This is a genomic window from Hyphomicrobiaceae bacterium (assembly GCA_041397645.1).
Classification (GTDB): domain Bacteria; phylum Pseudomonadota; class Alphaproteobacteria; order Rhizobiales; family Hyphomicrobiaceae; genus Hyphomicrobium_B.
This window is the reverse complement of record JAWKWE010000004.1, coordinates 304,033-317,161: the sequence shown is the minus strand read 5'-3', so window position 1 is coordinate 317,161 and position 13,129 is coordinate 304,033. Positions and strand designations below refer to the sequence as shown.

Annotated in this window: 12 protein-coding genes; 3 read left to right on the top strand and 9 right to left on the bottom strand. The window is 57.9% G+C overall.

What is annotated here, in order from left to right:
• Positions 1-218: 218 nt before the first annotated feature.
• The 3 genes from R3D51_01545 to R3D51_01535 form a co-directional block, all read right to left on the bottom strand.
• Positions 219-2,483 carry a polysaccharide biosynthesis tyrosine autokinase gene (locus tag R3D51_01545; protein ID MEZ5898154.1) on the bottom strand — a complete coding sequence of 755 codons (2,265 nt, stop codon included), beginning with the start codon at positions 2,481-2,483 and terminating at the stop codon, positions 219-221.
• Positions 2,484-2,491: 8 nt separating this feature from the next.
• Positions 2,492-3,772: an outer membrane beta-barrel protein gene (locus R3D51_01540; protein MEZ5898153.1), complete on the bottom strand. Its 1,281-nt coding sequence runs from the start codon at positions 3,770-3,772 to the stop codon at positions 2,492-2,494.
• A 125-nt stretch (positions 3,773-3,897) separates the two neighbouring features.
• A complete protein-coding gene (locus tag R3D51_01535) occupies positions 3,898-4,494 on the bottom strand; it encodes a polysaccharide biosynthesis/export family protein (GenBank protein ID MEZ5898152.1) in 597 nt (198 codons plus the stop codon).
• A gap of 246 nt (positions 4,495-4,740) precedes the next feature.
• Between R3D51_01535 and R3D51_01530 the strand changes: the two genes are divergently transcribed.
• Positions 4,741-5,424 (top strand): methyltransferase domain-containing protein, encoded by a 684-nt coding sequence (locus R3D51_01530; protein MEZ5898151.1) that lies wholly within the window; start codon positions 4,741-4,743, stop codon positions 5,422-5,424.
• Positions 5,425-5,455: 31 nt separating this feature from the next.
• Here the strand turns inward: R3D51_01530 and R3D51_01525 are convergent, their stop codons facing one another.
• The gene (locus tag R3D51_01525) at positions 5,456-5,833 is read right to left on the bottom strand and encodes a hypothetical protein (protein MEZ5898150.1); all 378 of its coding nucleotides are present in this window, start codon (positions 5,831-5,833) and stop codon (positions 5,456-5,458) included.
• Positions 5,834-6,033: 200 nt separating this feature from the next.
• Between R3D51_01525 and R3D51_01520 the strand changes: the two genes are divergently transcribed.
• On the top strand, positions 6,034-6,999 hold the full coding sequence (locus R3D51_01520; protein ID MEZ5898149.1) for a D-glycerate dehydrogenase: 966 nt from the start codon (positions 6,034-6,036) through the stop codon (positions 6,997-6,999).
• A gap of 205 nt (positions 7,000-7,204) precedes the next feature.
• On the opposite strand, the gene R3D51_01515 is transcribed toward R3D51_01520, so the two are convergent.
• Entirely contained in the window at positions 7,205-7,495 is a 291-nt protein-coding gene (locus R3D51_01515; GenBank protein MEZ5898148.1) for a DUF1150 domain-containing protein, read from the bottom strand.
• 140 nt (positions 7,496-7,635) lie between these two features.
• The gene (locus R3D51_01510) at positions 7,636-8,082 is read right to left on the bottom strand and encodes an Hsp20 family protein (protein MEZ5898147.1); all 447 of its coding nucleotides are present in this window, start codon (positions 8,080-8,082) and stop codon (positions 7,636-7,638) included.
• A gap of 300 nt (positions 8,083-8,382) precedes the next feature.
• Here R3D51_01510 and R3D51_01505 point away from each other — a divergent pair, with 300 nt between their 5' ends.
• Positions 8,383-9,171, top strand: coding sequence for a hypothetical protein (locus R3D51_01505; GenBank protein MEZ5898146.1), 789 nt, complete (start codon positions 8,383-8,385; stop codon positions 9,169-9,171).
• 66 nt (positions 9,172-9,237) lie between these two features.
• On the opposite strand, the gene R3D51_01500 is transcribed toward R3D51_01505, so the two are convergent.
• The 3 genes from R3D51_01500 to R3D51_01490 form a co-directional block, all read right to left on the bottom strand.
• Complete coding sequence (locus R3D51_01500) at positions 9,238-9,453, bottom strand: helix-turn-helix transcriptional regulator (protein ID MEZ5898145.1); 216 nt, start codon at positions 9,451-9,453, stop codon at positions 9,238-9,240.
• Positions 9,454-9,642: 189 nt separating this feature from the next.
• The gene (locus tag R3D51_01495; GenBank protein MEZ5898144.1) at positions 9,643-11,487 is read right to left on the bottom strand and encodes an ATP-binding cassette domain-containing protein; all 1,845 of its coding nucleotides are present in this window, start codon (positions 11,485-11,487) and stop codon (positions 9,643-9,645) included.
• A 41-nt stretch (positions 11,488-11,528) separates the two neighbouring features.
• Positions 11,529-13,019: a C13 family peptidase gene (locus tag R3D51_01490; GenBank protein ID MEZ5898143.1), complete on the bottom strand. Its 1,491-nt coding sequence runs from the start codon at positions 13,017-13,019 to the stop codon at positions 11,529-11,531.
• Between the last annotated feature and the right edge of the window lie 110 nt (positions 13,020-13,129).

The following is a 13,129-nucleotide window of genomic DNA, read 5'->3' as shown; positions in this document are numbered from 1 at the left end:
AGACGCTTTAGTGCTCATTCGCTTACCTGTATGGTCATGCAAACTATTTGGCCGAGGGTCGACTCTGCCCCGGCTCCTTTGTGCCATCTAACCTCAACTGTCTAAATTTTGACTGAAGAGAGAAGAATTCCGTTTGTCATAATTGTTGCCACAATGGGGGAAGCAGGTGGCACGGCTCGCGATTGGACGTGGTCGTTGTTCAACGAAAAATTGAGCGCTCACGCCGCGCTGCGCGAGCGTCTCGTCGGCGCTGATGAGGCTTGTGCCAGCATCGTGAGATAGTGCCGATCGCTGTCGTCGTAGACTTCACTGAGCACCACGCCGGCCATTTTTATGCCGTTCGGGCCAAGGGTCTGCAGGGCCTTTTTCGCAAGGGCCTTCGGGGTTTTCTGCCACGTCATGACGAACACGATCTGGTCTGCGTAGTCGGCCAGAATGCGTCCATCGCTGACAGGCAGAAGGGGTGGCGCCGACAGAACGATCACTTCAAAGCGCGTCTTGAGGCGGGCAAGTGCCGCCGCGGTTATCGGACTTGCCAGAATTTCCGGGACCGAGCGAGACAACGGCGCGTCGCCAGCGGCAGGAAGAAAATGAAGACCCGTTAAAGTATCGCGCAAAACCGCAGCCTCAACTGGCCGGTTCATGATCAGCTGATCGGCAAATCCCATCATGCGTTGCGGGGCAAGTTGGCGCGTGAGCGGCTGACGCCGAGCGTCAACGTCGGCCAGCAATACGCGGGTTCCCGTCAAGGCATAGTGATGAGCAAGGTTTGAGGCAATCGTTTCGGCGCCTTCGTTGGGTAATGCGGAAGCCACCAGAATGACGCGCGGGCCAGGCATTCTCCGACGCGCATCCAGTTCACGCCGCGCGCCACGGATCCCATCGGCGTAGACGCTGGCTGGATCGGCAACGATCAAACGTACGGCTTTCTCAGCGGAGACATTGTCGTCGCCCTCGCCTCGAATGGCTGGCATCGAAGATAGATGTTCGTATGCGAGCGCGCGCTTCACATCCTCTGGACGGCTCACGCCAGGGGCCATGAGTTCAAGAAGAACGGCAAATCCCATGCTCATGACAAGGCCCGCAATCGTTGCCAAAATCACAATTTGTTTGCGCTTGGGAGAGGCAGGAAACAGAGGAATGTCGGCTCTTTCCACGATGTGTGCGTCGGGAAGCTGGAAGTCTTGTGTGCCGCTGGTCTGCTTGTAGCGCGTCAGCAGGGCCTCAAACATTTGTTTTGAGCTATCCGCTTCGCGCTGCAACTCCAGAAGTTCGACGCCGGCGTCTTTAGTGTCGATCTGCTGCTCTTTCATCTGCGCGATGCTTTGTGCCAGATGGCGCTCGTGCGCGTCCGCGACTTCGTAATCGTTTTTCAGGTTCTCGACGAGGCGCGCGATTTCCGCGTCGAGCTGGGCCTGCGCTTCAGCAACCTCCGCGCGGATCTTGATCATTTCAGGATGCTTGGGACCGTAGCGCGTCGCCAGCTCGGCCGCCTTGCGATTGGCGGTGGCAAGTTGATCTTTGAGCGCCTGCACCGTAGGACTTTTCAAGACCTCGGCCAGCGCGGTCCCGGTGTCGCCCATGCGTGCGAGCTTCTGGGCCTGCTCGTACTTGGCCTTGGCTTCGGTCGTTGCGTTACGAGCGTTGACGGATTGCTCCATCAAGCGGGCGAGTTGCTTTTCAGACAGGATCTGGCCTTCGGAATCGAAGATGTTGTTGCGGGCCTTCCATTGTTCGACGTTCCGCTCCGCCTCTGTCACCTTGCCACGCATCTTTTCGATCTTGGCTTCGAGAATTTCGGTGGCAGAGGCGTTGGCGCGGCGTTTGACCTCTATCTGCTGGCGCAGATAGGTCTCAGCGATGGTATTGGCGATCAGCGCCGCCTTGGTGGCATCGGAAGCGGAGAAGCGGATGTCGATGAGCAAGGTCGTGCGCACGCGCACTACCTTCAGACGTTCTGCAAATGCAACTGCAACCTCATCCCGCTCCGGAACGCTTGTGCCGGGCCTTTGCGGATTGAGGACCTCTGCGATCTGGTCGCGCGCGAGCTGTGCAGGGCGGTCGGGGTTGGCCGAGGCGTCTTCCTTGGCAAGGCCCCACCACGAAAATAGCTCTTCCAGTTTCGAGGCTCGGTTGAATTCAGGATCGTTCCTCAGACCCAGCGTTTCGATCACCGAAAGTATGACGGGCCGGGAACGAATGACCTCCACCTCGCTCTCAACCGTGGGCACATCGCCCTTAAGATCGGTGACGACGCTGTCCATGTTGCTGATGAGCTTCTGACGCGGGTCGATCTGCACCAGTGCCGAGGCGTCATAGCGGTTGGGGAGCGATAGAGTAATGAGCGCCGATGTGACAGCCAATACAACCGGAATGGCGATGACGAGCTTCAACCTTTTGCGGACAGCAGAAATCGCGCGTTCGAGGCTCATGGCCCCGCCGCCGGACTTCTCGCCCTCGAGGTCTTCTTCTCTGTCTTCCATACAACGTCCTAGAATCGCAGCTTCGCCCCGACCATGAACCGGTTGCGGTGCATGTTTCGCGATTCGCTATCCGACTCTCTGACGTCATGTTGATACGTAAAGGTGAACAGCCAGTTTTTATTAAGGTAGTATTCGAGCCCTATGCTGCCTCCGTAGACGAGTTCGGAGGTTCCGTCTGCCAACGATTGGTCGTCTCGCACCGATGCGCCGAGGTTCAGCACCAGATTGTGATAGATCTCGTAATCGGCGCGAAGGCTCACACCCGTCTGCAAAAGGCTTGAGCCGTCAGGTCCGCCGATGTCGTTGAGACGACGCATCACGGTGCCATAAATTGTTAATCGTTGGGTCGGCAACCATTCGACCTCTGCTTCGAGAAGGCTGGTGTTCAGCGTTGCGATACCAGCTTGCTCATAGTCGCGGACCCCGAAGCCGCCCATGATCCGCCACCGCAATAACGGGTTTGTCTCGAACGCGAGGCCCGCAAGGGCTTCGTATCCGAGCGAACTCTGGTTGCTGGTTTCATCGCCCCGATTCCAGATTTTGATTCCGCGAAGCTTCGTTACGAAATCGAAGCCGGGTGAAATTCGATAGCCGACCCGCAACGAGGTGCTGTAGGCCCGTGTGTCTCGGTAGGCCATATCCAGCGTGCTGCCATCGCTGGCGACGTTATTTGCAAAGTCCCAACTTTGCGCCGCAGCGGATATCGTCCCGTACAGGCGGCCAACATCGCGCGTGATACCCACAGCGCCCATATTGTACCAGACTTGTTGCGGGTCCTGGGCGGAGAAGGGATACGACGGGCTAGTGCGTTCCTCGTGATCCAAAGACGAAAGAACTGTCGCCGACAACGTATGGGCGTGATCGAACTGCAGCGCGCCTCCGACACGAGCCCTGACGTTGGCGTAATCCTGATCGGTATTCTCAAGGTAGTTTACGATCTTGCCGTCGAGCGACAAATCCAGAACGTGGCGGGGCAACTCCGAGCGGAATTTGACCGAAGGGGTGAGGTCGGTACGTATGTCACCGACCTTGTCCTCGTCTGAGGCGTAGATATTGTCGTCATACGTAACGAGCGCGCCCACTTCGGGCATGACCACGTTGTTCCCCACCCGCAAGCCATCGGGCTTTGCGAAGTTGCGATTCTGTCCTGCGACGGTCTGGGCGCCGTAGGCTTTGTATTCAAGCCACTCTTTGTCGCGCTCTTGTTTGGCAATGGTGGTGGTGTTCAATCCGTCTCGGTCGTCAATATCCAGATCGCCGGCGCGGGCGGACGTGGACACGGCAAGCATTAGCAACGCTCGCATCGGCAAGGCGCAAACCAGCGCGCGCGCACTTCGAACGAGACGCGCGAGAAGAGAACCGCGACCGGTGCATTGTTGCGCCATGCGGCCTCAGCTGGGTGCGGGCCGCCGCATCAGAAGAACCTTTCTGGAATGCGGATATTGTCGCCGGGGAGAACTGGTACGTCGGTGGGCATGCGCACAGCGACGTCGGCTTCGCCTTCGCGGCCGATGTAAATGTAGCTCTGGTCCGCGCGGTAAGTATAGCCGCCAGCCATGGCTACGGCATCACGCAACGACACGCCGTTCTTGAACTGGAATTCGCCGCCGTTCTTGACCTCGCCGTGGACGTAGATCGGGCGGTAATTGGTCATTTCTACCGTGACTTTGGGATTTTTTATGTAGCCGTCAGCCAGGCGTCGGGCGATCGCATCCTTGAGTTCTTGAAGAGCAAGACCTTTGGCAGGCATGTCGCCGATAAGCGGCAACGATACTTGCCCCAAGGCATTGACCTCGGTTGCGCCGCTGAGGCTGTCCTCGCCAAACACAGTCACCTTCAGTTTGTCGCCGATGCCAAGGCGATAGACCCGCTGAAGTGCGGTGCTGCCCTCTCGCGTGAGAAACTGTGGTCCACTGATGATGTCAGGTGATGCGCATGCTCCCGCCAGCAGCGCTGAACAAAGGACAGCGGCCGAAACGCGGGCAGGAACTATGGCGAGCAATCTACGCAAGACAATGGGCTCGTCAGCAAATGATACGCGTACCAACCGCCGCAACCCGACGGTTTGCACCAGTGACTAGCAATGACGCGGGAAGGTTAATTTCGGATTAAGGTTCGCCCTGCGACCTCTTGAATTCGACAGGGGAGGGATGCATCGATCGGGTGCTTGTGCGGATCTCTCGGCTTTCGTTAGCGTGCTCTTCAAGAATTGGATGCTAAGCAGAAGCGTGAGTGCCAGCGTTCCGTGGAGGATGGTGTGTCGATTGAGACGGCGGGGACCGTGAACAGCTTCAGCTCGTTCTACGCCCAAAAACCGAATTCCTACTTTTCAGGCGCGCGGTCGGACTTTGTCCGGCGATTGCCTCATGATCCTACTGCCGCAATCCTAGAGATTGGCTGCGGCACCGGAGCGACGGGCGCCCTCGCATTGGCGCAAGGCCGTTGTGGTCGCTACGTCGGCGTTGAACTTTTTGAGTCCGCTGCCGAGGAAGCTCGCAAGGTTTTGACCGAGGTCGTGACCGGCAATGTCGAGACCTTGGAATTTCCCTGGCAGCCGGCAGCCTTCGACGTGCTGATCCTTTCGGAGGTGCTTGAGCATCTGGTGGAGCCGCGGCGCATGTTGAAGCGCGTTTCGCGCTTTGTTCGTCAGGGCGGGATCGTCATGGCAAGCTCTCCCAATATTTCGCATTGGCGCGTGGTGCGGGAGATTGCTCTGGGCCGTTTCAATCTGACCGACCGCGGCGTCTTTGACCGCACGCATTTGCGCTGGTTCACGCCAACGACGTTTGGGCAAATGTTTGAGGATGCGGGATTCCGCATTGCCTGGATGGGACCCGTCACACCGTTTAGTGAGCGCACCCAGATGCTCTCGCGCCTGACCGGCGGCCGCTACGACCATCTGTTCATGACGCAGATTGCGATTGCCGGCGAGCGCACCTGATCGGTGGTGCTCGAAAACCTGTGTCGCTCGGCTAGCGCGGCGTCACGTTGATATCGGCAAGTCCTGCCACGATGTCGAATGCACATCCAACTTCGCCTTGCGGCTCTGCGCTTAGCAAGAGCTGTGGATGGCGATAACGCACATTCCAAAGCGGATTATCGAAATCCCACAAGGCGACCGAGGTATTGGGATTGCCGATCCTGATACCTAGCGGTGACAACCTCACGTCCCCGAGGCGTGCCCAGTTCCGTTTCAGTTCCCGCTGGCAAGTGGACACGGCCTTGTCCTGGTAGGCTGCAATCAAGGCGTCATCGTAGATGGATTGATGGAAGCGGTCCTGCGTCCATATCTTTGCGCCCGCCAAGGTGGCGGTAACAAACACAACGACTCTGAGCGTGGGACGCCGCATGAGGGATCGCCGAATTCCCGTTGGCCAAACCAGATCCGGCCCTTGGGGCCTGAGCGACTCTGCGCCTCACATGGTTACTGATTTCTTAATTGCCGCACTGCGGGGTAAGCCGTCGCGCTACCTTCGCCCTTGTCAGGACCAGTCGAGTGGGGCAGAAGCGTTATCCTACGAAAGTCGGAAATCTGGGAGCTCTAGCAAAAATGAAGAAGAAAATCCTGATCACTTGGCCGTTGCCCGAGGCCGTGATGGCCCGCGCCAGGGAGACCTATGACGTCATCGCGCATGGCGGTGATCCCAAGATCACGATCGAGGAAATGCTGGAGACTGCCAAGAGCGTCGACGCCATCTTGCTGACTCTTAACGAGAAGTGCCCGAAAGCGGTGGTTGATAAAATTCCAGAAAACATCAAGTGTGTCTCCACGTTCTCGATTGGCTTTGATCACATCGATCTGGAGGCCTGCAAGGCTCGCGGCATCAAGGTCGGTAATGCGCCCCACGGCGTGACGGTCGCCACGGCCGAGATCGCCATGCTTCTGCTGTTGGGCTCGGCACGTCGCGCTTCGGAGGGTGAGCGGATGATCCGCGCGCGTGCATGGCCGGGCTGGCAGCCGCTGCAACTCGTCGGACGCCGCCTCGATAACAAAGTGCTCGGCATCTACGGTTTCGGCAAGATCGGGCAGGCGCTCGCACAACGCGCCCGCGGCTTCGACATGCAAATTCACTACTACGACCTCTACCGAGCGAAGCCGGAGGTCGAAGCAAAGTACAACGCCGTCTACCACGACAGCCTCGATAGTCTGCTGAAGGTCTCGGAGTTCTTCTCCATCAACGCGCCCTCCACACCTGAGACGCGTGGGTTCTTCAACACGGCGACGATCGAGAAGCTGCCAAAGGGCGCCATTGTCGTGAATACGGCGCGCGGCGATCTCGTGAACGACGCCGATATGATCGCGGCACTCAAGTCTGGCCGCTTGGCCTATGCGGGTCTCGACGTGTTTGCCGGCGAGCCCAAGATCAACGAGGGTTACTACGATTTGCCCAACACGTTCTTATTTCCGCATTTGGGATCGGCCGCGGTCGAGGCACGCAATCAGATGGGCTTTGAAGCGCTCGACAACATCGACGCCTTCTTTGCCGGCAAGGACATGCCGTTCAAGCTCAACTGATCATCATCCAAAGGGGCTTGATGTCGCTCAGCAAGCTGAGCGGCGAGTGAAATGAAAAAGCCCCCGGTCCGATGGATCGGGGGCTTTTTCGTGGGGTCCGTTCTCGTTAACGTGATCGTCAACGCATCGGCGAAACGCCAACCAACATTTGCTCATCCAGGCACAAACCTGAGAGCGCAGTTCAAACTGCGCGCTATCTGCTTCGTCAATTCAACGCAGCGATAGCGAGGTCACCTTCCTGTGCGTGACCGATGGCAGCCTGTAACGTATCTGTAAGCGCGATCGGCGTGCCGTCTGCCGCATGCAACGAGAACAGGTTGGTGTCAGCCGGAAGGCCCTCAACCATCGGAAACATGCGCTGCGCGTCGTCGGATGACAATGTCTTGATGTAGGCCACTTCTCCGCCGCCGAGCCTGGCAAGTTCAAACTCGCTCATCAGTGGCACAGCGCGGTGGTCGACCGACGCTTTGGTCTTACCGGGTACTTTTTCTTTCATGACGCTGTTCCTCCATGGAACGAGGATCGGTCATAGATTCTATGGGATGCCATCAGGGCGAATTCGAGGGGCTCCCACGAATATTCCCACCGAAACGATCCTCGGACGATTCGATCAGATTGGCTGTGTCTTGAAAGACTCTACGGCCGCTCTTTATTCGCCGATTTGCTTCCAATCTCTATTCTGCGCACGAGCCTTTCTGGCTCCAGGCGATGCAGATCAATCGAAAGCAGTCCGTTGGACAGATCGGCCGATTTGACCTCGATGCCGTCTGCCAACACGAATGTGCGCGCGAACTGGCGGGCTGCGATGCCGCGATACAGATATTCGCGCGACTTGTCGTCGGTTTGCTTACCGCGCACGACGAGCTGGCTGTCTTCCAGCGTGATTTCGAGCTGATCGCGGGTAAATCCAGCAACGGCTAAGGTAATCCGCAGGATTTCTGCTTTGCCGTCTTCCTTGGCAATGCGCTCGATGTTGTAGGGTGGATAGCCGTCGCCGGAACCTTTACCGGCACGATCGATCATCCGTTCGATCTCTTCGAAACCCAGGAGCAGGGGGTTCGAGAGCATGGTCATACGTGTCATATCGAAAGCCCTTTCCGAAGCGACCTTCAAACTGCGGGAACGCCAAGAGCCATTCCCTTACAATCCCGCCGCCCGAAGTAGGCACGGCGCGATTGTAGGAATATGGGCTTCGCCCTGACCTATTCAAGCTGGCAGTCGGCTCCTGGAGTGCCAAAAAGTACAAATTTGCACCGACGGCGCGGACGTTCTGCCACAGTCCTGCTGCACTCGGCCGCCAAGGATCGCCGGGCCGAGCGGGCTGTATCAAGTTGGCCTAAAGCGCAGCCCTGTTTTCCCGGTGGTGTCACCCAAGGACCAAACATGACCCGGATCTTCCCTCTCCGCCTGTTGTCTCTTCAGTTTGCCATGCCGCTTGCCGCGTTGGCGACTCTTGTCGCATCGGTGCACGTGGCCGCTGCCGAGCCGGCCGCTTCCGGTAGCTCTGAGCCAGCCGCCGCGGCAGCAGGCGAGAACGCAAAGGCTCCGGCTCCCGCCGCGAGCGAACCGGCAAAGACCGAGGCGCAGGGTCTCGAAGGCAATCTCAAAGACAGTGAGATCGTTCTGACGCCAGAGGAGAAGGCTGAGAAGGAGGGGCGTAAAGCCTGCAAGGTGGAAATCTGCGCGGCGTTCCGCAATCCATCGGCAGCGGGCTCCGACATCAGCTGCGACGTGCTCAAGAGTTGGCGCAAGGATCAACTCGTCAAGATGGTGTCCCGATTGAAGGTCACGTGGCCCTACGGTCCGGTGCGGTGCACGTCTTCCATAAAGCTGAAGAGGGACGAACTGGTGAAGGCCGTCACCGAGCCGAAATACTCCACCAAGTTGGATAAGCATTCGGTGGCATGCACCGTCGAACGTGAGAACGACGAGCCAACGCAAATCAATTTCGAATTTTCGCCCAAGATCGACTTCGAAAAGGGTAAGGCGGTCGCCGCGAAAATGAACTGGGGTAAAGTCGAAGCGCCCACTTTGCTCAAGGGCGCGATGTGGACGGCGACGGCGGCCGACAACACCGTCAACATGCTCTCAAGCTATCTGGTGACCGACATCAACGATTTCATCAATAACAAGTGTGATGAAGTGAAAGACGAGTGGTCGTCAAGGAAGTAGCTCCTCAGAAGATGAGTGCCTAAAGCGGGATGACCTCGCTTGGTGCACGAGCCAAGATTGCGAACCTTAGATCCTGATCAGGCCTCTGCTCACGGCAATCGCGACGGCGTGCTCGCGAGTAATGGCCTTGAGCTTCGCCCTTGCGTTCGCAAGATGCATCGCAACCGTTGGTGGGCGGATGCCGATCTCCTTGGCTATTCCATCATTGGAGTGCCCAAGTGCGAGCAATCCCAAACACTGCAACTCGCGCGGTGAAAGTCTTGATTCAGTATCGACCGTCATTCGGGCCCCAGTTTTTTGGAAGTTAGGACCAACAAAAAATTTTTGGCAGCGAAGTTGGTGGACCGCTATTCAAATAAAGGCAAACCAACGATCGCAAGTATAACATGACAAGAAGAACAAACTTCCAGATTCTCGCAACCTGATAAAACCAGTAGGTGATCTGGTTGCGACCTTTTGCATGCTGAGTACTCAGCTCTTGTTTTCAAGTACGGCGCGGCGATCTTCGAGTTCCAACCACTGCGTTTCGGCTTTGTCGAGCAGCGCCTGAGCTTCAGCAAGGCGCGAGGTGGCGTTATCGAAGCCTTCACGGTCGCGGCGAAAAAACCCACTATCTTCGAGCTTTTTTGAAAGCTTTCTTATCTCGTCTTCCAGACTTGCGATCGTGCCAGGAAGCGTATCAAGTAAGTGTTTTTCTTTGAAGGAAAGCTTGCGCGATGGCTTGTCTTCGCGTGGATCAGAAGCCTCTGCGTTGTTGATAGCAAGCGTTGTGCGAAGTTCTTGTGCGGTAGACGATGAAGTTGGCTTATCGGAATTCAAATTTGCATTAGGAATTCTTTGCGCCAGCATATCGCTATATCCACCGGCGTATTCGATCCATTTGCCGTCGCCTTCAGGCGCAAGCACGCTTGTGACCACTCGGTCAAGAAAATCGCGATCATGACTAACCAGCAAGACGGTGCCCGCATAGTCGGCAAGCAGCTCTTGCAGAAGATCGAGCGTTTCAAGATCGAGATCGTTGGTCGGTTCGTCGAGCACGAGAATGTTGGAAGGTTTTGCTAATGCGCGCGCCAGCATTAGACGCGCACGTTCGCCTCCTGAGAGAACTCGCAACGGGGTCAAGCGTTGTTCGGGAAGGAAGAGAAAATCCTTCATGTAACTGGCAACGTGGCGGGCCTTGCCGTTGATGACGACCTGATCGCCTCGCCCTCCCGTCAGCGCATCCTGCACGGTCCAATTGGGATCGAGTTCGTCGCGCCGCTGATCCAACGAGACAAGTTCCAGATTGACGCCAAGCCGCACCGTGCCGCTGTCGGGCTCCAGGGCGCCGGTCAGCAGCTTCAGGATTGTGGTCTTGCCCGCTCCATTGGGGCCGACCAGACCAAGACGATCACCGCGCATGACGCGCAAGGAGAGACCTTTAACAATGGGCGTGTCGCCATAGCTCTTGGAGACGTTTGTAAACTCGGCGACAAGCCGGCCTGAGAGCCCTCCTTCGGCGGCGTCGAGGCGCACGTTGCCTTGCACGAAGCGGCGCTCGCGCACCTCAGTCCGCATATCCTTCAATTCGCGCACGCGCCGCACATTTCTTTTTCGGCGTGCGGTCACGCCACCGTGCATCCATTGCTCTTCCCGCACGATCTTGCGGTCCAGCTTGTGGCGCTCGGTTTCTTCCTCTTCGAGAACCTTGTCGCGCCACTCCTCAAAGGCGGAAAATCCTGCCTGCATCTGGCGCGAGCGGCCGCGATCGAGCCAAACGGTCGACTTCGACAGGTTCTCTAGAAACCGGCGGTCGTGGCTGATGAGCACAACGGCGGATCGCGACTGTTTCAAGGTCTGTTCCAGCCATTCGATCGCGGGCAAATCGAGGTGGTTGGTCGGTTCATCCAGCAAAAGGACGTCAGGACGCGAAGCGAGAACCCGCGCGAGAGCCACGCGGCGGGCCTCTCCGCCAGACAGTTGAGCGGGGTCCTCATCGCCAGTCAGTCCCAGCTCGTTGAGCAGATAGATGGCTTGGTAGGGATCGTCCGTCGGGCCGAGCCCTGCCTCCACGTAGGATTGGGCGGTATCGAAGCCCGAGAAGTCGGCTTCCTGCGGCAGGTAGCGGATCGCGGCCCCAGGATGGGCAAAGCGTTCACCCTTATCGGGCGTGACAACGCCGGCGGCGATCCTGAGCAGAGTGGACTTGCCCGAGCCATTACGGCCGACAAGGCAAATGCGGTCGCCGGGTGCGACAGTCAGTTCTGCGCCCTCCAGCAGTGGTGTGCCGCCAAAGGTCAACCAGACGTCTTTCAGGGTAAGAAGGGGAGGTGCCATCGCGCCGGTTTAGTGTGCCCCGTGACGGGCGGCAAGGTGCTTTACCGGGCGTCGGCGGATCGCCGCACCGCAGCCCCAGGAACCGACCCGCTGGCGTCGCCTGCCTTGGCTTGGTTTTGCGCAAAGGCCTGCGCGACTTCCTTGAGTTTGGCATGGATCGCGTGGCCTGCTGACATCTGGGGATCGGACGGCGTAATCCCTTGCTCGCGTTCCCATCCACCGACAGTCTCGCGCGCTTTTGCATAAGCTGCCTCGAACGAATACGTCTCTCGCAAGGCGTGGTTGAAGAACGCATCGCCGAAGAATGTCCATTCGCGCTCGTTCGAACAGCCAAACGACGTGCGTTTGTCGCTTGCGGCGGTGATGACCAAAGTGTTGTCGTCGGCGAGCATGTCAATGAAGCTTCCCGAATAGCATGCCGAAATGATCAGAACGCGGTTCTTGATGCCGCTCGCGTCCAGCATGGTTCGCAGGGCTTGGGGCGTCAGGTCATTAAGCGAGAAGCCCGAGAAGCTCACAGAGAAGCGTCCAGGCGATCCGTGCGAGGTGAGAAACATCACCAGCACGTCGTTCTCGGTGTCCATCTTGCGGGCGAGACCGGCCAACAGAGAGGTCATGTTGGAGACGTTGGCGAGCGGAAGATCATCGACCGTATCGGCGTGATTGATCGCCACGATGGAGTGACCCGCGGTCGCAAAACGCTGATCGAACAGGGCGCGTGTCTTCTCGACCTCGCTTTTGAAAACGTCTTGATCGGCAAAGCTTGCGGCTGCCAGGAAATAGAGTTCACTGCGGGTTGGATCTGAAGGCTGCACCTTATCGAGGGCTTGTTGCACCAGTAAGGGCTGCCGGTAATAGGTCTGCTCCACGTCAACGAGCTTGACAGGAGCCCCATCCTCATCCTCGCCGTCAATGCCGTAGTAGCCAGCATAGTAGCTGTAGTAGGCTTGCGCGGTTCGCCAGATGTCAAAGCCTGGCTGGGTGTCGTTACCGCGCACCATAGGAGCGTCGGGCAAGAGAAGCGCGATGATGGCTGCATACTGGACGGGCCGGAAGCCAAAGCGCCATTGCGAACCGGTCCACGCATGACGGCCAGCGCGCCAAAGCGCCACCGCCCACCACAGAATGAGGCCGGCAAATACCGCAAACAAGGACCACCCACCAATGTCTGCATAGCGTTTACACAACGCGTAGGCTCCTGCCGACATCAAGGTTGTCAATGTGCTGAGAGCAGCGCTGTCGGCAAGAACACGTGGCAATCCGAACAGAGCGTAGCGCGGCTTTGAAAGCCATAGCACCATGGCAAAGACCAGCCAGCCTCCGATCGCGATGATAACCCCAGGCCCAGAGATAGAGGAGTGGTCACCGGCAACGGAAGTTTCGGCAACTGCGGTGGCGCCGATAGCCATTGTTATCAGGGCCACGATGGTCGTGCGCGAAGGGTCCGCCGGGTAACGCTTAACGGGAAAGAAGAATAGCAGCCGGAGTGCGCGACCGAAGACTTTGGCCGTATCCTTGACGAACTCTATCATGGCGCTCGTACTCAGTTGTCTGATTGAAACGACCGTCGAGCGAGACCGGTTACGGTCGCCGTAAGAAATTACATAAAATGCCTCCGATCGTACGATTTTTGTGCCCCGGC